15 protein-coding genes and 1 pseudogene are annotated in these 19,122 nt (G+C 73.7%); 13 read left to right on the top strand and 3 right to left on the bottom strand.

Annotated elements, in window-relative coordinates:
• From AC069T_RS33405 to AC069T_RS33390, 4 genes and pseudogenes are all read left to right on the top strand, one after another.
• A pseudogene (locus AC069T_RS33405) lies at positions 1 to 207 on the top strand (flavodoxin-dependent (E)-4-hydroxy-3-methylbut-2-enyl-diphosphate synthase); the annotation flags it as partial.
• Positions 208 to 350: 143 nt separating this feature from the next.
• Entirely contained in the window at positions 351 to 1,199 is an 849-nt protein-coding gene (locus AC069T_RS33400) for a GNAT family N-acetyltransferase (RefSeq protein ID WP_478786303.1), read from the top strand.
• A gap of 30 nt (positions 1,200 to 1,229) precedes the next feature.
• Positions 1,230 to 1,799 (top strand): GNAT family N-acetyltransferase, encoded by a 570-nt coding sequence (locus tag AC069T_RS33395; protein ID WP_478786302.1) that lies wholly within the window; start codon positions 1,230 to 1,232, stop codon positions 1,797 to 1,799.
• Between the two features lie 102 nt (positions 1,800 to 1,901).
• The gene (locus tag AC069T_RS33390) at positions 1,902 to 3,593 is read left to right on the top strand and encodes a proline--tRNA ligase (RefSeq protein WP_478786301.1); all 1,692 of its coding nucleotides are present in this window, start codon (positions 1,902 to 1,904) and stop codon (positions 3,591 to 3,593) included.
• Between the two features lie 273 nt (positions 3,594 to 3,866).
• On the opposite strand, the gene AC069T_RS33385 is transcribed toward AC069T_RS33390, so the two are convergent.
• Genes AC069T_RS33385 through AC069T_RS33375 form a run of 3 tightly spaced genes read right to left on the bottom strand, consistent with a single transcriptional unit; the run spans position 3,867 to position 5,823 of the window.
• Positions 3,867 to 4,772, bottom strand: coding sequence for an aminoglycoside phosphotransferase family protein (locus AC069T_RS33385; RefSeq protein WP_478786300.1), 906 nt, complete (start codon positions 4,770 to 4,772; stop codon positions 3,867 to 3,869).
• Between the two features lie 26 nt (positions 4,773 to 4,798).
• Positions 4,799 to 5,275, bottom strand: a complete 477-nt coding sequence (locus tag AC069T_RS33380) for a ferritin-like domain-containing protein (protein WP_478786299.1) — start codon at positions 5,273 to 5,275, stop codon at positions 4,799 to 4,801.
• Positions 5,272 to 5,823, bottom strand: coding sequence for a hypothetical protein (locus AC069T_RS33375; protein ID WP_478786298.1), 552 nt, complete (start codon positions 5,821 to 5,823; stop codon positions 5,272 to 5,274). Before AC069T_RS33375 ends, AC069T_RS33380 begins: the two co-directional genes overlap by 4 nt.
• Positions 5,824 to 6,049: 226 nt before the next feature.
• Here AC069T_RS33375 and rimP point away from each other — a divergent pair, with 226 nt between their 5' ends.
• The 9 genes from rimP to AC069T_RS33330 all read left to right on the top strand — a co-directional run bounded on the left by rimP (position 6,050) and on the right by AC069T_RS33330 (position 18,988).
• Positions 6,050 to 6,565 (top strand): ribosome maturation factor RimP, encoded by a 516-nt coding sequence (gene rimP, locus AC069T_RS33370; protein WP_478786297.1) that lies wholly within the window; start codon positions 6,050 to 6,052, stop codon positions 6,563 to 6,565.
• Positions 6,566 to 6,567: 2 nt separating this feature from the next.
• On the top strand, positions 6,568 to 7,563 hold the full coding sequence (gene nusA / locus AC069T_RS33365; protein ID WP_478786296.1) for a transcription termination factor NusA: 996 nt from the start codon (positions 6,568 to 6,570) through the stop codon (positions 7,561 to 7,563).
• 130 nt (positions 7,564 to 7,693) lie between these two features.
• Complete coding sequence (locus tag AC069T_RS33360; protein ID WP_478786295.1) at positions 7,694 to 7,987, top strand: YlxR family protein; 294 nt, start codon at positions 7,694 to 7,696, stop codon at positions 7,985 to 7,987.
• A gap of 148 nt (positions 7,988 to 8,135) precedes the next feature.
• Entirely contained in the window at positions 8,136 to 11,294 is a 3,159-nt protein-coding gene (gene infB, locus AC069T_RS33355; protein WP_388789590.1) for a translation initiation factor IF-2, read from the top strand.
• Between the two features lie 176 nt (positions 11,295 to 11,470).
• Positions 11,471 to 11,764 carry a DUF503 domain-containing protein gene (locus AC069T_RS33350; protein ID WP_355793302.1) on the top strand — a complete coding sequence of 98 codons (294 nt, stop codon included), beginning with the start codon at positions 11,471 to 11,473 and terminating at the stop codon, positions 11,762 to 11,764.
• A 33-nt stretch (positions 11,765 to 11,797) separates the two neighbouring features.
• Positions 11,798 to 12,250 carry a 30S ribosome-binding factor RbfA gene (gene rbfA / locus AC069T_RS33345; protein ID WP_358855907.1) on the top strand — a complete coding sequence of 151 codons (453 nt, stop codon included), beginning with the start codon at positions 11,798 to 11,800 and terminating at the stop codon, positions 12,248 to 12,250.
• Positions 12,247 to 13,152, top strand: a complete 906-nt coding sequence (truB, locus tag AC069T_RS33340; protein WP_478786294.1) for a tRNA pseudouridine(55) synthase TruB — start codon at positions 12,247 to 12,249, stop codon at positions 13,150 to 13,152. The genes rbfA and truB overlap by 4 nt, the downstream gene beginning before the upstream one ends.
• Before the next feature lie 266 nt (positions 13,153 to 13,418).
• The gene (locus tag AC069T_RS33335) at positions 13,419 to 17,909 is read left to right on the top strand and encodes a hypothetical protein (protein ID WP_478786293.1); all 4,491 of its coding nucleotides are present in this window, start codon (positions 13,419 to 13,421) and stop codon (positions 17,907 to 17,909) included.
• Between the two features lie 125 nt (positions 17,910 to 18,034).
• Positions 18,035 to 18,988, top strand: a complete 954-nt coding sequence (locus AC069T_RS33330) for a bifunctional riboflavin kinase/FAD synthetase (RefSeq protein WP_478786292.1) — start codon at positions 18,035 to 18,037, stop codon at positions 18,986 to 18,988.
• The last annotated feature ends 134 nt before the right edge of the window (positions 18,989 to 19,122 follow it).

Here is a 19,122-nt window from a genome sequence, read left to right as displayed (position 1 = left end):
AACGGTCCGGGTGAGGCGCGTGAGGCGGACCTCGGTGTCGCGTCCGGCAACGGCAAGGGGCAGATCTTCGTCAAGGGCGAGGTCATCAAGACCGTTCCCGAGTCGAAGATCGTGGAGACCCTCATCGAAGAGGCGATGAAACTCGCCGAGCAGATGGAGGCCGACGGCATCGCCTCCGGAGAGCCCTCGGTGTCGGTCGCGGGCTGACCCCCCGCCCAACGCCCCCGCCCCGGGAGCCCCTCGCTCCCGGGCCGCCGCCCGGGTTTCCGGGCCGCGGACACCGGCGGCGCCGCACACCCCTGACAGGTACAGTGCGGAGATCAGCAGACCGTATGGTGAGGCCCCCGCACGTGTTGACCCAGACCACCACCAGGGTCCTCGAACCGAGTGACCTGGACGCCGCGCTCGCCGTCCTCGACAGCGAGCCGGTGGCGAACGCCTTCGTGGCCTCCCGGGTGAAGGTCGCGGGCCTCGACCCCTGGCGCCTCGGCGGCGAGATGTGGGGCTGGTACGAGGACGGCATGCTGACGTCCCTGTGCTACGCGGGCGCGAACCTCGTCCCCATCTGCGCCACCCCCCGCGCCGTCCGCGCCTTCGCCGACCGCGCCCGCCGCGCGGGCCGCCGCTGCTCCTCCATCGTCGGCCCCGCCGGACCCACCGCCCAGCTGTGGCGCCTGCTCGAACCCAACTGGGGACCCGCCCGCGAGGTCCGCGGCAACCAGCCGCTCATGGTCACCGACCGGCTCCCCGACGACATGGCCCCGGATCCGTACGTCCGCCGTATGCGCAAGGACGAGATGGAGACGATCATGCCCGCCTGCGTGGCCATGTTCACCGAGGAGGTCGGCATCTCCCCGACGGCCGGCGACGGCGGACTGCTCTACCAGGCCCGGGTCGCCGAACTCGTCGGCGCGGGACGCTCCTTCGCCCGCCTGGACGAGGACGGCAAGGTCGTCTTCAAGGCCGAGATCGGCGCCGCCACCGACCACGCCTGCCAGATCCAGGGCGTCTGGGTCGCCCCCGAGTACCGGGGCCGGGGAATCGCCGCGCCCGGCATGGCCGCCGTCCTGCGCTACGCCCTCGCCGACGTCGCGCCCCTCGTCAGTCTCTACGTCAACGACTTCAACACCGCCGCCCGGGCGACGTACCGGCGCGTGGGATTCCGCGAGGTCGGGGCCTTCATGAGCGTGCTGTTCTGACACCCCGGAGCTGCCTGTAGTCTCCCCGGCATGCTGCGCTTTCCCGGTCAGGGGCCCCACCACCCCGACGACGTGGTCATCGGCACGCTGGATCTCGCCGCGCGGGTCGACGAGGCGCTCGCCGTGCAGGCCCTCGCGTTCGGGCTCGGCGCCGAGGAGATCGCCGTACGCCGGCAGATCGTGCTGCGGCACCTGGTGTACCCGGGGGCCCGCGCGCTCGGCGCCACCACCGCCGACGGACGGCTCGCCGGCTTCGTCTACGGCATGCCCAACGACCGCACGCACTGGTGGTCCACCGTCGTGGAACCGTATCTGCGCGGCCAGGGCCAGGACGGCTGGCTCGACAACTCCTTCGTGATCACCGAGCTGCACGTCCACCCCGACCACCAGAACCGGGGCATCGGCCGCGCCCTGATCACCACCCTCACGGACGGCGCCGCACAGCCCCGCTCCATCCTCTCGGCGATCGACACCGAGAGCCCCGCCCGCGGCCTGTACCGCTCCCTCGGCTACACGGACCTGGCCCGCCAGGTCCTCTTCCCGAGCGCCCCGAAACCGTACGCGGTCATGGGCGCTCCGCTCCCGCTGCGGCGCCGCTAGCGACCTCCGGGTTGCGGCGGCGCCCGTAATCCGATTTCCACCGTCCCGTGCCGCCCGGCTAACCTCCTTGCCATCACCCTTACGCAGCAGGAGTCGAGAAATATGGCCCAGGTCCAGCGCATGTCCCGTTTGATGGTCAAGACACTGCGTGACGACCCGGCGGACGCCGAGACGCTCAGCCACAAGCTGCTCGTCCGCGCCGGCTACGTGCGCCGCAACTCCGCGGGCATCTGGACCTGGCTGCCGCTGGGCAAGAAGGTCCTCGACAACATCTCCCGCGTCGTCCGCGAGGAGATGGACGCGATCGGCGCCCAGGAGGTCCTGCTGCCGGCCCTGCTCCCCAAGGAGCCCTACGAGGCGTCCGGCCGCTGGGAGGAGTACGGCGACCTGCTGTTCCGCCTGAAGGACCGCAAGGGCGGCGACTACCTCCTCGGCCCCACCCACGAGGAGATCTTCACCCTGGTCGTCAAGGACCAGTGCACGTCCTACAAGGACCTGCCGGTCATGCTCTACCAGATCCAGACGAAGTACCGCGACGAGGCCCGCCCGCGCTCCGGCGTGCTGCGCGGCCGCGAGTTCCAGATGAAGGACTCGTACTCCTTCGACACCACCGACGAGGGCCTGGCCGAGTCGTACGCGCTGCACCGCGCCGCGTACCAGAAGATCTTCCAGCGCCTCGGCCTTGACTACCGCATCGTCTCCGCCGTCTCCGGCGCGATGGGCGGCTCGGCCTCCGAGGAGTTCCTCGCCCCCGCCGCCGCGGGTGAGGACACCTTCGTGGACTGCCCCGCCTGCGACTACGCGGCGAACACGGAGGCGGTCACCTTCGCCCTCGCCCCCGTCCCGGGAGACCACGGCCCGGTCGAGGAGCTGGACACCCCCGACACCCCGACCATCGAGACGCTGGCCGGGCACCTCGGCGTCCCCGCCTCCGCCACCCTGAAGAACCTGCTGGTCAAGGTCGACGGCGAGATCGTGGCCGTCGGCGTCCCCGGCGACCGCGAGGTCGACCTCGGCAAGCTCGGCGAGCACCTCGCCCCGGCGGTCGTCGAGCTGGTCACGGCCGAGGACTTCGAGGGCCGCGACGACCTCGTACGCGGCTACGTCGGCCCGCAGGGCCTGGACAAGGTCCGCTACATCGCCGACCCGCGCGTCGCGCCCGGCACCGCCTGGATCACCGGCGCCAACAAGACCGGCAAGCACGCGAAGAACGTCGTCGCCGGCCGCGACTTCGAGGTCGACGACTACCTCGACGTCGTCGTCGTCGAGGAGGGCGACCCCTGCCCCAAGTGCGGCACCGGCCTGAAGCTGGACCGCGCCATCGAGATCGGCCACATCTTCCAGCTGGGCCGCAAGTACGCGGACACCTTCCAGCTCGACGTCCTCGGCCAGCAGGGCAAGCCCGTCCGCGTGACGATGGGCTCGTACGGCATCGGCGTCTCGCGTGCCGTGGCCGCGCTGGCGGAGCAGTCGGCGGACGACCAGGGCCTGTGCTGGCCCAAGGAGATCGCCCCGGCCGACGTCCACGTCGTCGCCGCGGGCAAGGCCCTGCAGACCGAACTGGCCCTGGACGTCTCCGAGAAGCTGGCCGAGGCCGGCGTACGGGTCCTGGTGGACGACCGGGCCGGCGTGTCGCCGGGCGTGAAGTTCACCGACGCCGAACTCATCGGCGTGCCGAAGATCCTCGTCGCCGGCCGCCGCTCCGCCGAGGGCGTCCTGGAACTCAAGGACCGCCGCACCGGTGAGCGCGAGGAGCTCACCGTCGACGAGGCGATCGCCCGCCTGTCGGCCTAGGGTCCGTCCGGCCATTCGTCGCCCGGAGGGCGGCCCCGCGGTGTCAGGCGCGTGGCCGCCCTCCGGGCGTGGAGCCCCGTACCGGACGTACTTGGGTCTGCGCCCGGTGCGGCGAGTGGGGTACCTCCCACGCACTCAAGACGGGTGGGGTACCTCCCACGCCCTTCGGCAGCGGGGTACCTCTCACGCTCTCCGGCAGTGGGGGAGTGCGTGTCACCGCGTGCGCGTGTCACCGCGTGCCCGCCGCCGCCGGGGAGCGGCCGCGTGGGCCCCTCAGAGCCAGCCCGCGAACTCCAGCAGCAGCTCCGCGTCCTGTGCCCGCCCCACCCGCCGGGCCCTGACGCCGGACTCCACCGCCCGAAAGAGGGTCCAGCCCCGCAGCCGTTCCTGGTCCAGGTCCAGCGACTCGGCCAGCCGCTTCACCCGGCGGCGGGTGATCGACGCGCCCGACGGCGAGGCGATCAGGTCCTCCACGCGGTCCCGGACCAGCCGGGCCAGGTCGAAGGCGCACTCGCCGATCACCGGATCGGGTCCCACCGCCAGCCACGGCAGCCGCTCCCCGGCCAGCACCTTGCTCTGCCGGAACGTGCCGTGCAGCAGCCGCTGTTCGGGGTCACCGGCGAGCAGTTCCTCACGCGCCGCGAGCGCCGCGTCCACCAGCGGTCCGCTCTCACTGTCGGCGCTCGCCCGCATCGCCTCGGCCTGCCGGCCGGTCCGCTCGGCCACCGTCTCGAAGACATGCCACGACGGCGGCTCGACCCACAGCCGCCGCAGCGTCCCGGCGGCCTCCAGCAGCGCCTTCGCCTCGGGCAGCGACCGCACCGACACCTCGGGGTGCAGCCGCTCCAGCAGCAGCACCCCCTGCGCGTCGCCGGTATCGAGCAGCTGCACGGCGCCGAAGCCGTCCCAGTGCGCCAGTGCCGCCCGCTCGTGCGCGGGCCGGGCCCGCTCGGGCGCCAGCTTCAGCACGGCGGGTGTCCCGTCGGCCAGCCGGACCAGGACGACCAGACTGCTGCGGCCACCCGGAGCCTGCACCCGCTCGACCGTCAACTCGCGTAGACCGACGGCCTGCTGAACCTGTTCGGGCAGCTTCTCCAGCCACTCGGCGGCCGCGTCGGTCCCGTTCTGCCGCGTCTCGCCGAGCGCCCGCACGAGGCGCTGCGGCGGTTCGAAAGCCATCCGCGAGTCGTTCCTTCCAGGTCGCGTCACGTCGGCGGGGCCACCGACGCCGACGGGCCGGCCGCCCGCTCGGCGAGCCCAGGGAAGGCTACGCTCTCGCCGCGCCAGCGCACCGCCCGCACCGCCGCCTCCCTCAGCGCGTCCGCGGCGCCGCGCCGCCGTGTCCCCCCGGCTGCCCGCACCAGGTCGCCGTAGACACCGGCCAGCCGGTCCTCCAGCTCGGCGGCGAGCCGCACCGCCGCCGCCGAGTCCGGCACGGCGAACGGCAGCGCGTACGCGGCCGCCGAGGCCACCGGCTTCCCGTCCAGGTCACGCACGAGACGCTCCAGCTCGTCGCGCCGCGCCCGGTGCGCGTCGTAGGCCGCCCGTGCCTCGTCCCGGCGCGCCGCGGCGATCCTGCCGCCGACGACGCCGTACCCGTACACGGCGGCGTGTTCGGCGCCCAGCGCGGCCTGCAGGGCCTTCAGCTCCGCGGCCTTCTTCCCGGTACCCGCCGTGCTCACTTGCCGTCCTCCGTCAGCAGAAAGGCGTGGGCCGCGCCGGCCGCCGCCACCGAGGCCAGCAGCCTGGCCAGCTCGCCCGGCACCTCCACCAGCTCCTTGGCGCGCCGGTCCGCCAGGGTGCGCTCCGCCGCGGCCAGTTCGGCGAGCGCGTCCTTCTCCCGCTCCGGTACGGCGGAGGCGCTCGCGGACGGAGCCGTGGAAGCCGATGCCGATGCCGACGCCGAACGGGAGGGCGAGGGGGAGGCCGACGTCCGCGCGCCCGCTCCGAAGGCCCGTGCGTGGCGGACGACCTCGGTGCGCAGCGGGTCCAGCCGCCCGGCCAGGGGCGGATGGGCGGCGATCACGGCGGCGTACCGCGCGGCGAGCGTCTCGCTGTCGCGGGCCGCACGCGCGCGTGCCCGGTCGCCCGCGGACGGGCTCCCGTCGGCGGTGTCGGTGGCGGACTCGTGGGCGGTACAGCCCGCGAGCGCGAACGCGCCCGCGGCCGACGCGAGCAGGCTCCTTCGGCGCGGCCCCGGCGGGGTGCGCGGCGGCAGGGTGAACGGCACGGCAGACGTCCTCGGCAGGCTCGAACGACAGGGAGGGCGGCAGGCCCGCGATCACGGTACCCGCGCACCGGCCCGGCGCCCGCCAGCGGCTCTCCCGGGAGCGGGGGCGTCCCGTCCCGCGTGCCGCCCCCGCCGCGGTGGACGGCAACACCCCCCGCGACCGGATACCCTTTCACCTGACACACGACCAACCCACAACAGCACACGCGGCCGAGGAGTCACCCGGATGAGCACCACCCAGAGCGAGAGGCTGCGAGAACTGCTGGAACCGCTCGTCGGCTCTCAGGGACTCGATCTCGAGCAGATCGAAGTGGACTCGGTCGGGCGCAAGCGGGTGCTGCGTGTCGTCGTCGACTCGGACGCCGGTGCCGACCTCGACCAGATCGCCGATGTGAGCCGCGCGCTCTCGGCGAAGCTCGACGAGACGGACGCGATGGGCGAGGGCGAGTACACCCTCGAGGTCGGAACCCCGGGTGCCGAGCGCGAGCTCACGGAGCACCGCCACTACGTACGCGCCGTCGACCGGCTCGTGAAGTTCCAGCTGGGCGAGGGCGACGAACTGATCGCCCGGATCCTCGAGGTCGACGACGACGGCATCGACGTCGAAGTGCCCGGCGTGAAGGGGCGCAGACCCACCGCCAGGCGGCTCGCCTTCTCGGACGTCGCCAAGGCGCGCGTCCAGGTCGAGTTCAACCGCAGGACCAAGAACGACGAGAACGAAGAGAACGCAGAGGAGGCGTAGCCGTGGACATCGACATGAGTGCCCTGCGGGGCCTGGTACGGGAGAAGGAGATCTCCTTCGACCTGCTGGTCGGAGCGATCGAGTCGGCCCTCCTCATCGCCTACCACCGCACCGACGGAAGCCGCCGCCACGCGCGCGTGGAGCTCAACCGGGAGAGCGGTCACGTGACCGTGTGGGCGAAGGAGGACCCGGCGGAGCTGGAGGAGGGGCAGGAGGCGCGCGAGTTCGACGACACACCGTCGGGATTCGGCCGTATCGCCGCCACCACCGCCAAGCAGGTGATCCTGCAGCGCCTGCGGGACGCCGAGGACGACGCGACCCTCGGTGAGTACGCGGGCCGGGAGGGCGACATCGTCACGGGCGTCGTCCAGCAGGGCCGCGACCCGAAGAACGTGATGGTCGACATCGGCAAGATGGAGGCCATCCTGCCGGTGCAGGAGCAGGTCCCCGGCGAGCAGTACCAGCACGGCACCCGCCTGCGCTCGTACGTCGTGCGGGTGGCCAAGGGCGTACGCGGCCCCTCGGTGACCCTGTCCCGTACGCACCCGAACCTGGTCAAGAAGCTGTTTGCCCTCGAGGTGCCGGAGATCGCCGACGGCTCGGTCGAGATCGCGGCCATCGCCCGCGAGGCCGGCCACCGCACGAAGATCGCGGTGCGTTCCACGCGCTCGGGCCTGAACGCCAAGGGCGCCTGCATCGGCCCCATGGGCGGCCGGGTGCGCAACGTGATGGCCGAGCTCAACGGCGAGAAGATCGACATCGTCGACTGGTCGGACGACCCGGCCGACATGGTCGGGAACGCGCTGTCCCCGGCCCGGGTCTCCAAGGTCGAGGTCGTCGACCTCGCGGCCCGCTCCGCGCGGGTGACGGTCCCGGACTACCAGCTGTCGCTGGCCATCGGCAAGGAGGGCCAGAACGCCCGTCTCGCCGCCCGGCTGACCGGCTGGCGCATCGACATCCGCCCGGACACCGAGCAGCCGGACGAGAAGCGGGACTGACGCGGGCACACGCACGGCCGGGTGACGGATCCCGGCCGTGTGACGCTTCGATCACGACAGTTTTACGCACGGCAACTGTTCGATTCCTGCCCCAAAGGGGTGAGGTCCGTGCGGGGAGGTAGACTTAAGAGTGTCTGGCCGGACGCGAGCCCGCGCATGCCCCGAACGCACCTGTGTGGGGTGCCGGGATCGAGCGGCCAAGACCGATCTGCTGCGCATCGTGGCGATCGAGGACGCATGCGTCCCCGATCTTCGCGGTACGCTGCCCGGCCGGGGTGCATACGTGCACCCCACCGTGGCCTGTCTCGACCTGGCGGTCCGCCGCCGGGCGATCCCACGGGCGCTGCGTGCCCAGGGAGTGCTCGACATGTCGGCCTTGCGCCGAGCGGTCGAGGAGACGGTTGCCGAGCAGGCAACACCGTAAGACATGTGTCGCACGGAACCCCGTGCGGCCTTGGTACCCCGCGAGTTGGAAGTAGGTCGAGATTGCGATGAGCACTCGATGAGCACGCGATGAGTACGCCCATGAAGTAGCGACGGTCCGGACGCAACCCGGACCTAAAAGGAGCGATGTGGCTAAGGTCCGGGTATACGAACTCGCCAAGGAGTTCGGAGTTGAGAGCAAGGCCGTCATGGCCAAGCTCCAGGAACTCGGTGAATTCGTCCGTTCGGCGTCCTCGACGATCGAGGCGCCCGTTGTACGCAAGCTGACCGATGCTTTCCAGCAGGGCAGCAACGGCGGCGGCAAGTCCGCCCCGCGCAAGTCTTCGCCGGCTCGTCCGGCAGCCCCCTCTCCGGCGCAGGCGGCCCGTCCGGCCGCCCCGCGCCCGCCGGCCCCGAAGCCGGCCGCGGCCGAGAAGCCCGCGGCGCCTGCCGCCCCGGCCGCTCCGGTCACCCCGGCGGCAGCGGGCCCGCGCCCGGGTCCCAAGCCCGCGCCGAAGCCCGCTCCGGCGGCTCCGGCTCCGGCCGCGCCCGAGTTCACCGCGCCGCCCTCGGCGCCGGCGGCACCGTCGGCTCCGTCGGCTCCCTCCGCCCCCGCCGCGGGTGCCCGTCCGGGCGCTCCGCGTCCCGGCGGCCAGGCCCCGCGTCCCGGTGCCCGTCCCGCCGGTGGTCCCGGCCAGGGCGGCCAGGGCCGTGGTGACCGTCCCGAGCGCGGCGACCGCGGTGACCGTCAGGGCGCCGCGCGTCCCGGCGGCCAGGCCCCGCGTCCGGGCGCCCGTCCGGCCGGTCCCCGTCCGGGCAACAACCCCTTCACCTCTGGTGGCTCCACCGGTATGGCGCGCCCGCAGGCGCCCCGTCCGGGCGGCGCTCCGCGTCCCGGCGGCCCCGGTGCCCCGGGCGCCCCGCGCCCGCAGGGTGCCGGCCAGGGTGGTCCCCGTCCGCAGGGTGGTCCCGGTGGCGCTCCGCGTCCGCAGGGCCAGGGCGGTGCCCGTCCGGCTCCGGGCGGCATGCCCCGTCCGCAGGGCGGCGCTCCGCGTCCCGGCGGCGCCCCGGGCGGCAACCGTCCGAACCCCGGCATGATGCCGCAGCGTCCCGCTGCGGGCCCGCGTCCCGGTGGTGGCCCCGGCGGTGGCCGCGGTCCCGGTGGCGGCGGTCGTCCCGGCGGTGCCGGTGGCGGCGGTCGTCCGGGTGGCGGCGGCGGTTTCGCCGGTCGTCCCGCTGGTCCCGGTGGCGGTTTCGCCGGTCGTCCGGGTGGTCCCGGTGGCGGTGGCGGCGGTTTCGCCGGCCGTCCGGGTGGTCCCGGTGGCGGCGGTGGCCGTCCCGGCTTCGGCGGTCGTCCGGGTGGTCCCGGTGCCCGTGGAGGCACGCAGGGTGCGTTCGGCCGTCCCGGCGGGCCCGCCCGTCGTGGCCGCAAGTCGAAGCGGCAGAGGCGCCAGGAGTACGAGGCCATGCAGGCCCCGTCGGTCGGCGGCGTCATGCTGCCTCGCGGCAACGGACAGTCCGTCCGCCTGTCGCGCGGTGCGTCCCTCACCGACTTCGCGGAGAAGATCGGCGCGAACCCGGCGTCGCTCGTCGGCGTGATGATGAACCTCGGCGAGATGGTCACTGCCACGCAGTCCGTCTCCGACGAGACGCTGAAGCTCCTCGCGGACGAGATGAACTTCGTCCTCGAGATCGTCAGCCCCGAGGAGGAGGACCGCGAGCTGCTCGAGTCCTTCGACATCGAGTTCGGCGAGGACGAGGGTGGCGAGGAGTTCCTCGTCGCGCGTCCGCCGGTCGTGACCGTCATGGGTCACGTCGACCACGGTAAGACCCGCCTCCTCGACACCATCCGCAAGACGAACGTCGTCGCGGGCGAGGCCGGCGGTATCACGCAGCACATCGGTGCGTACCAGGTCACGACTCAGGTCAACGACGAAGAGCGCAAGATCACCTTCATCGACACCCCGGGTCACGAGGCGTTCACCGCCATGCGTGCCCGTGGTGCCAAGTCGACCGACATCGCGATCCTCGTGGTGGCGGCCAACGACGGTGTGATGCCCCAGACGATCGAGGCGCTGAACCACGCCAAGGCGGCCGACGTGCCGATCGTGGTCGCGGTCAACAAGATCGACGTCGAGGGCGCGGACCCGACCAAGGTGCGCGGCCAGCTCACCGAGTTCGGTCTGGTGGCCGAGGAGTACGGCGGCGACACGATGTTCGTCGACATCTCCGCCAAGCAGGGCCTCAACATCGAGAGCCTGCTGGAGGCCGTGGTCCTCACCGCGGACGCCTCGCTCGACCTGCGGGCCAACCCGGAGCAGGACGCGCAGGGTATTGCGATCGAGTCCCACCTCGACCGCGGCCGCGGTGCCGTCGCGACCGTCCTGGTCCAGCGAGGCACCCTGCGGGTCGGCGACACCATGGTGGTCGGCGACGCGTACGGCCGTGTCCGCGCGATGCTCGACGACAAGGGCGAGAACGTGGAAGAGGCGGGTCCCTCGACCCCGGTCCTCGTCCTCGGTCTCACCAACGTCCCGGGCGCCGGCGACAACTTCCTCGTCGTCGACGAGGACCGCACGGCCCGCCAGATCGCCGAGAAGCGCGCGGCGCGTGAGCGCAACGCCAACTTCGCCCGGCGCGGAGTCCGGTTCTCCCTGGAGAACCTGGACGAGGCCCTCAAGGCCGGTCTGGTGCAGGAACTCAACCTCATCATCAAGGGCGACGCGTCCGGTTCGGTGGAGGCTCTCGAGTCCTCGCTGCTCCAGCTCGACGTCGGCGAAGAGGTCGACATCCGCATCCTGCACCGCGGTGTGGGTGCGGTCACCGAGTCGGACATCAACCTGGCGACCGGCTCCGACGCGATCGTCATCGGCTTCAACGTCCGCGCTGCGGGCCGCGCGGCGCAGATGGCGGAGCGCGAGGGCGTCGACGTCCGGTACTACTCGGTGATCTACCAGGCCATCGAGGAGATCGAGGCGGCCCTGAAGGGCATGCTGAAGCCGGAGTACGAGGAGGTCGAGCTCGGCACGGCGGAGATCCGCGAGGTCTTCAAGTCGTCCAAGCTGGGCAACATCGCCGGTGTCCTGGTCCGCTCGGGCGAGGTCAAGCGCAACACCAAGGCGCGCCTCATCCGCGACGGCAAGGTCATCGCGGAGAGCCTCAACATCTCCGGGCTGCGTCGCTTCAAGGACGACGTCACCGAGATCCGCGAAGGCTTCGAGGGTGGTATCAACCTCGGAAACTTCAACGACATCAAGGTCGACGACGTCATCGCGACGTACGAGATGCGGGAGAAGCCGCGCTCGTAAAGCGGTTGTGTGAGCTGGCCGGCGGTGACAAGTCACCGCCGGCCAGCTTGCCGTTTGCGGGGGCCGCGCCCCGGAAACCCTGTCGAGGACCCCGGCCCTTCGTTGTACGGTTCTGGTGTCCCGCCAAACATTTGGCTGGGCCATCTACCCCGTACCGGCGGGACATCCGGACACACATGTACGTGGGGACACTGTCCTTCGATCTGCTTCTCGGCGACGTCCACTCGCTGAAGGAGAAGCGCTCCCTCGTCCGGCCGATCGTCGCCGAGCTTCAGCGGAAGTACCCGGTGAGCGTGGCGGAGACGGGCAACCAGGACCTCCACCGCAGGGCCGAGATCGGTCTGGCGGTGGTCTCCGGAGACACCGAGCACCTCACCGACGTCCTGGACCGGTGCGAACGGCTCGTCGCGGCGCGACCGGAGGTGGATCTGCTGTCGGTTCGGCGCAGACTCCACAAAGACGAAGACTGACGGAACAAGCAAGGCGAAGAAGGAGACGGACCAGTGGCCGACAACGCGCGGGCTAAGAGGCTGGCGGACCTCATCCGAGAGGTGGTGGCCCAGAAGCTGCAGCGCGGGATCAAGGACCCGCGGCTCGGTTCGCATGTGACCATCACGGACACCCGGGTCACCGGGGACCTCCGGGAGGCGACCGTCTTCTACACGGTGTACGGGGACGACGAGGAGCGGGCGGCCGCGGCCGCGGGCCTGGAGAGCGCCAAGGGCGTGCTCCGTTCCGCGGTTGGTGCGGCGGCCGGTGTGAAGTTCACGCCCTCCCTCACCTTCGTGGCGGACGCCCTGCCCGACACCGCCAAGACCATCGAGGACCTCCTCGACAAGGCGCGGGCCTCCGACGCGAAGGTCCGCGAGGTCTCGGCGGGCGCCGCCTTCGCGGGCGACGCCGACCCGTACAAGAAGCCGGGCGAGGACGACGACGAGGACGACGCCGCCGAATGACGGAGAAGCACAGGACGCCCGACGGGCTTGTCGTCGTAGACAAGCCGTCGGGCTTCACTTCGCACGACGTGGTCGCCAAGATGCGCGGGATCGCCAGGACCCGCCGCGTCGGCCACGCCGGCACTCTCGACCCCATGGCGACGGGCGTGCTCGTCCTCGGCGTCGAGAAGGCGACCAAGCTGCTCGGGCACCTCGCGCTCACCGAGAAGGAGTACCTCGGCACGATCCGGCTCGGCCAGAACACGCTGACGGACGACGCCGAGGGCGACATCATCTCCTCGGCCGACGCCTCCGGCATCAGGCGCGACGCCATCGACGCCGGGATCGCCAAGCTGAGCGGCGACATCATGCAGGTGCCGTCCAAGGTCAGCGCCATCAAGATCGACGGGGTGCGCTCGTACAAGCGGGCGCGTGAGGGCGAGGACTTCGAGATCCCGGCCCGGCCGGTGACCATCTCGTCGTTCGCGGTGTACGACGTCCGGGACGCGGTCGCGCAGGACGGCACGCCCGTGCTCGACCTGATCGTGTCCGTGGTGTGCTCCTCGGGCACCTACATCCGGGCCCTCGCCCGCGACCTCGGTGCGGACCTCGGGGTGGGCGGCCACCTGACCGCTCTGCGCCGTACCCGCGTCGGCCCGTACAAGCTGGACGCGGCGAGGACTCTGGACCAGCTCCAGCAGGAGCTGACCGTGATGCCCATCGCCGACGCCGCCGCCGCCGCGTTCCCCCGCTGGGACGTGGACGACCGGCGGGCCCGGCTGCTCCTCAACGGCGTGCGCCTCGACATGCCCGAGGAGTACGCGGGAGCGGGCGCCGTGGCCGTCTACGACCCGACGGGGCGCTTCCTCGCGCTGGTGGAGGCCCAGAAGGGCAAGGCGAAGAGCCTGGCGGTGTTCGGCTGAGCACCGCGCAGCGCGGTCCCGTCCGGCCGGCTCATCCGGTGTCCGTGGAGCGGCGGCCACGCACTCGTTCCTGATCGCCGCTCCACGGTCCCCCCTCGGTTCCCCCATCCAAGGGTGTATCCATCCGCGCCCGTCCGTTCACCCCTTCGGACGGGCGCTCGGAGTGAACCGAGGGTGTGCGAGGGGGCGCGTTCACCACGTGATCTGTCCCGCTGATCGACCCCTGTCTACCGTCGGAACCAGGCGCACGGCGGGGAGGTTCGACCATGGCGGGACGTGGCCCTCGGACCGGGGGCCTGCGGACACCGGACGTCGCCCCGGTGGCGGCCCCGGACGCGGCCCTGGTGCAGGTCAGCGATCTGGCGGGCCGCCCGCGCGGCACGGGCTTCGCCGCCGACCACCACGGCACCGTCGTCACCAGCCACGAGGCGGTGGACGGCCTGGCCCGGCTGGTCCTGCGCACCCCCGACGGCCGTGTCTGCGTGGTGGGCGCCGACTCCGTGACCGCCCTGCCCGAGGCGGACCTGGCTCTCGTACGCACCGACGACCTCGGCCTCCGCCCGCTCCCCGTCACCGTGCGGGACGGAGTCGAGACCGGCGCGTACGTCCGGATCGCCGCGGGCGGCTGGCGGGAGGCGCGCGTGCTCGGCGCGACGGCCGCGACGTACCCGGCGACCGACCGTCTCCACCGGCTCGACTCCGCCCTGGAGCTGGCGATCGGCACGGCGGGCACGGACGCGCTCCGGCCGGGCGGCGGAGCGGCCGGGGGACCTGTACTCGACGCGGCGACCGGCACGGTCGTCGCGGTCCTCGGCACCGCCCTGCACACCGGGCACCGGACGGCGGGCCTGGCGGTGCCCCTGCGCCGGTCCTCTCTGCCGCCCGTGCTCGCGGACCTGCTGGCGCGCAACGCGTCGACGGTGCCCGCGTACGGGGCCGATCTGAATCCGGCGGGGGTGCTGGAGCTCACGGCCACATCGCTGGGGTCGGACGGGCCGGGGACCGTGTTCGGTGCGGGTGCGGGTGCGGGTGCGGGTGCCGGTGCCGGTGCCGGTGTCGCCTTCCCCTGGGGCGGGGCCGCCGGGCGTTCCGGCCCGGGCGGGCGGGCCCGTACGGGCTCCTGGGCCGCCTGTCCGCCCGCAGGCCCGGGGGTGCCGGCGGGCGCGGGCGAGGAACGGCGGACGGGCTTCGGCACCGGGACTTTCGCCGGGGCGCCGGAGACCGCCGAACGGCCCGACGTCATCAGGGAGTTCGCGGCGTTCACGACCGGCAGGCCGGTGGTGCTCGCACTGGTCGGCCGGCCGGGCAGCGGCCGTACGACGGAACTGGCGGCGCTCGCCGCACGAAGGGCCCAGGGCCCGGAACCGGCGCCCACGCTGTGGCTGCGCGGCGCGGACCTGCGCGCCACGGACACCTCGGTGGCCGACGCGGCGGCGCGGGCGCTGGAGCGGGCGGGGCGGATCGTGGCGGCCTCGCGGTCCGGGGAGCCGGGGTCCCCCGGCGCCGGCACCGACGGCGACACCGCAGGTGTGCTGCCGCCCGCCGGTTACGCGGGCGAGCTGGGCGACATCGGCCCCGGCCGTCTGGCCCGGCTCGCGCGGGCCGCCGGCCGTCCGCTGCTGCTGCTTCTCGACAGCCCCGAGGAGATGCCGCCGGAGCCGGCCCACAGGCTCGCCGAGTGGGCGGCGGGGACGGCCGCGTGGCTGCGGGACAGCGGTGCGCGGCTGGTCGTCGCGTGCCGGGAGGAGTACTGGGAACAGGCGGGGGAGCAGTTCCCGCGGGAGCTGCTGCACGGGGCGGGCGGGGGTGCCGGCGGCTGTGAACCGCAGCGGGGGCGGGACGGGAGGCTGCTGGTCGGTGGGGGTGCGGATCGGGCGTCGGACGCGGAGGGCGCGGGCGCCGCGGGTGCGGGTGCCGCGGGTGCGGGTGCCGCGCGTGACGGGGTGGGTCCGGTCGGGGGTGGTGGTGCTGGGGTGCGCCTGGGTGAGGGGCGTGAGTGCGAGCGGCGGGAAGTGCGTGGGCCGGGGTGCGGGGAGCGCGAGGACGGGAGGCGGGGGTGCGGAGGGTGTGGGCCGGCGTGCGGGGCGCCTCGAGTCGAGGGCCCGGGGTGCGGGGAGCGCGAGGACGTGGGCCCGGGGTGCGGGGAGCGCGAGGACGGGAGGCCGGGGTGCGGGGGGTGTGGAGACCAGGGGCCCGTGCCGTTCGACGGGGATCGTCTGCCGCCCTGTGTGCGGCTCGGTGACCTGGGCGAGGAGGCGGCCCGGCGGGCCCGCGCACGCCACGGGATCCCCGACGGCGTCCTCCGGGACGCGGACGCCCGCCACCCCCTGACCCTGCGGCTGCTGGCGGAGGTGCGTGCGGCCCTGCCCGCCGGGGCCGGCGGGACGCCGCAGGGTCCCGTCGGCCGGGACGAGGTCTTCGCCGCCCACCTGGACCTGATGTGCCTGCGCGTCGCGGTCCGGCTCGCGGCGGCGAACGGGCTGCGGGGCACCGCCGTACGGCGGCTCGCGGCGCGGGTCTCCGGGCAGCTGCACGAGGCCGCACGGCGCTGTCTCGGCCCCGGACAGGGGGAGTTGGACCGCGCGGACTTCGAGTCCGTCTTCCCGTGGGGCACGGCCCCCGCGAGCCGTCTCGGCGCCGCCACGGGATGGGCCTCAGCCGTCCTCGCCGAGGGCCTCGTCGTGCCCGCGGGCACCGGGTACCGCTTCGCCCACGAGGAACTCGCCGACTGGATCCAGGGCATGCATCTCGACCTGGACGCAGCCCTGCACGCGCTCGTCCACCGGGCCCGGGAGATCCCGTCCGCGGCGGGCGACGACCGGCTTCCGTCCCGTCCCGCGGAGCCCTCCCCGCCCGGCCGTTCCCGGGCCGGAGGGGAGGCCGCCGCGGACGCGTACCGCCGTACGCCTCCCGTGCCGCGGCACCGTATCGGCCCGGTCGTCGAGGCGTTCCTCCTGCTGGCCGGGCAGCACGGCGGCGCCGAACCCGCCGCCGCTCGCCTCGAGGACCTGGTCGACGCCGTGGACGCCCTGCTGCCGGCGGCACCCGAGCCGCCCGGCGACGCCGTCTGGTGGGCAGCCCGTCTCCTCCGCGACGTCCTGGTGCGCGTACCCGACGCCACCCCGTACACCGGGGTGCTGCGGCAGCTCGCCGAGCGGATCGTCATGTGGCGGGCGCAGGGGCGGCGGGTGCCCGGGGAGTTCGGGCCGTGGTTCTGGGAGGCGGTGCGGCTGCCGGCGCCGGAACGGTTCGAGCTGTTGCGGCGACTGGTCGTCGCGGACGACGCACCGCACCCGGCGGCCCCGGGCCGGCGGACCCCCGCCCGGCAGCCCTGGCGGAATCACGGTGAGACCGCGGACCCCTCCGCCGACGCCCCCGCGGTCGGTTCCGACGCGCGCCGAGAGGATCATGGCGAGATCACGGGCGCTCACACAGACGCCTCCGGCGCGTGCCTGAGCGATCACGGCGGGGTCGCGGACGCTCCCGCGGGTGGCCCCGGCGCGCGTGCGGAACCTCCCGTGCCGGAAGGCTCCCGCCCGTCGACGCCCCGCTATCTGGACGCCGTCGCCCGGCTCCTCGCCGCCGACCCCGCCGCCGTACCGCCGCACCTGACCCGCTGGTTCGACGACGAGCGCCCGCTGCCCGCGACGCCGGACGCCACCGTGGCGACCGCGGCCCAGGCCCTGCTGTACGCCCACCGCAGGCGGGCCCTCGACGACCTCACGGAGGCCCTCGCCGGGTGCGCGCACCCGCGCGGGGACGAACTGCTCGCCGCCCTCGCGGAGGAGGAACCGTCGGCCATGTGCCGGGCGGTCGACCGCTGGGCCCACGACGAGCGGCCCGCCCGGCACGCGGCCGCGCTGACGTACGGGCTGCGCACCGGGCCGCACGTCCGCACCGAGACCGACCGTGACCTGCTGCGCCACGCGGCGTTCGCCCTGCTGGCCCGCCCCGCCGACGGCGCCGCCCACGGTGCGGCGCTCGCCCTCCTCGTCCACGACCCGGCGACCCGGGACCGGTATCTGCCCGCGACGCTGGAGCGCTTCGCCGCCGGTGACCCGCGGCTTCCCGCGAGCGCCCTCGTCCCCGCTCTCACCACGGATCCGGAGCCGGTGCTCGACGCCTTCCTGACGCGGCTGCGGCGACCCGCCCCCGACACGGGCGACGTGCTGCGCACCCTCGCCGACGCCACCACGCCCGAGCTCGCCCACCGCGTCACCGCTCTCGTACGGGAGGCCGTCGAGCTGTGTCCCGGGGCCGCCCGGCACGTGGCCGCCTGCGTCGAACGCCGCCTCGAACACGGCTGCGACGCACGTGGCGTGCTCATGCCCCTCGTCACGGGTCTGCTGGACGGCGGCCCGCCCGCGGTGCGGGCCAGGCTCGCGTCCGTCCTGGCCGCCCCGGGCAGCCCGCGCTCGCGGGCGCTCCGGCACGAGTTGCTGGAACTGCTGCTCGCCGGTGAGCGGGACCTCGGCGTCCTCGACGCCCTGCTGCGCGCCGCGGCGGCCGGTGCGGCACGCGGCGACGGACGACACGCCCGTGAGCTGGTGCGCCGTACGGGTCTCCTGCTGGTCCGCACCCCGGACGGCGCCACCCTCTTCGACTGCGGCCTGGTCGACCTGGCCAGGGAAGTGCCGGGCTTCGCGGCCCTGGCCGCGGGCTGGCTCACCGACGCTCCGCAGGACTGGTCCGCGGTGGTGGGACCCAGCGCCCAGCGCCTGATCGAGAAACTGGCGGGGGTACGGGTCCCCGTCTGAGTCCGGCGCGGAGGTGCGCCCCGTCACAGCGCCCATGCCGATGCGAGCCGAACCACCTCGGCATGGCACCCTTAGTCCTGCGTATGAGGCAACCACGGACACAGGTTCGACAAGGAGCGGTCACAGTGCAGCGCTGGCGTGGCTTGGAGGACATCCCCGAGGACTGGGGGCGCAGCGTCGTCACCATCGGTTCCTACGACGGGGTGCACCGCGGGCACCAGCTGATCATCCGGCATGCCGTGGACCGCGCCCGCGAGCTGGGTGTTCCCTCCGTCGTCGTCACCTTCGACCCGCACCCCAGCGAGGTCGTGCGCCCCGGCAGCCACCCGCCGCTGCTCGCGCCGCACCACCGGCGGGCCGAGCTGATGGCCGAGCTGGGTGTGGACGCCCTGCTCATCCTTCCCTTCACCACCGAGTTCTCCAATCTGTCGCCCGCCGACTTCGTCGCCAAGGTCCTCGTCGACAAGCTGCGCGCGAAGGCCGTCGTGGAGGGGCCCAACTTCCGCTTCGGTCACCGGGCCGCGGGCAACGTCGACTTCCTGCGCGAGCAGGGGCGGACGTACGACTTCGAGGTCGAGGTCGTGGACCTGTACGTGACCGGTGAGGCAGGTGCCGGGGAACCCTTCTCCTCGACCCTCACCCGCCGGCTGGTCGCCGAGGGCGACATCCAGGGCGCGCGCGAGATCCTCGGCCGTCCGCACCGCGTCGAGGGCGTCGTCGTGCGCGGTGCCCAGCGGGGCCGTGAGCTGGGCTTCCCCACCGCCAACGTCGAGACGCTCCCGCACACCGCGATCCCCGCCGACGGCGTCTACGCCGGCTGGCTGCACGCCCAGGGCGAGGCGATGCCGGCCGCCATCTCCGTCGGCACGAACCCGCAGTTCGACGGCACCGAGCGGACCGTCGAGGCGTACGCCATCGACCGGGTCGGCCTGGACCTGTACGGCCTGCACGTCGCCGTCGACTTCCTCGCGTTCGTCCGTGGCCAGGCCAGGTTCGACTCCATCGACGAGCTGCTGGTGGCCATCGCGGACGACGTGAAGCGGTCGCGGGAGCTGATCGAGGCGTACGAGGGCGAGTAGCCGGCTTTTGCCCACGGAGAGGGGGGGGGGGGGGGGGGGTCGGCCCCCCCCCCCCCCCCCCCGGGGGGCCCCCCCCGCCCCCCCGGTTCCTGCCCCCCCGTAAGCTGCCCTCCTCTCCCCCCCCCCCCCCCCCA

This window comes from Streptomyces sp. NPDC043867 (assembly GCF_056435845.1).
The sequence above is the reverse complement of the archived record's forward strand: the minus strand, read 5'-3'. Positions and strand labels throughout refer to the sequence as shown.

What these genes read in the sequence shown, in the direction of transcription:
- AC069T_RS33395 (WP_478786302.1), top strand. Translation starts at nt 1,230, where the DNA reads ATGCTGCGCTTTCCCGGTCAGGGGCCCCACCACCCCGACGACGTGGTC.
- AC069T_RS33390 (WP_478786301.1), top strand. Translation starts at nt 1,902, where the DNA reads ATGGCCCAGGTCCAGCGCATGTCCCGTTTGATGGTCAAGACACTGCGT.
- AC069T_RS33385 (WP_478786300.1), bottom strand. Translation starts at nt 4,772, where the DNA reads ATGGCTTTCGAACCGCCGCAGCGCCTCGTGCGGGCGCTCGGCGAGACG.
- rimP (WP_478786297.1), top strand. Translation starts at nt 6,050, where the DNA reads ATGAGCACCACCCAGAGCGAGAGGCTGCGAGAACTGCTGGAACCGCTC.
- AC069T_RS33350 (WP_355793302.1), top strand. Translation starts at nt 11,471, where the DNA reads ATGTACGTGGGGACACTGTCCTTCGATCTGCTTCTCGGCGACGTCCAC.
- truB (WP_478786294.1), top strand. Translation starts at nt 12,247, where the DNA reads ATGACGGAGAAGCACAGGACGCCCGACGGGCTTGTCGTCGTAGACAAG.
- AC069T_RS33335 (WP_478786293.1), top strand. Translation starts at nt 13,419, where the DNA reads ATGGCGGGACGTGGCCCTCGGACCGGGGGCCTGCGGACACCGGACGTC.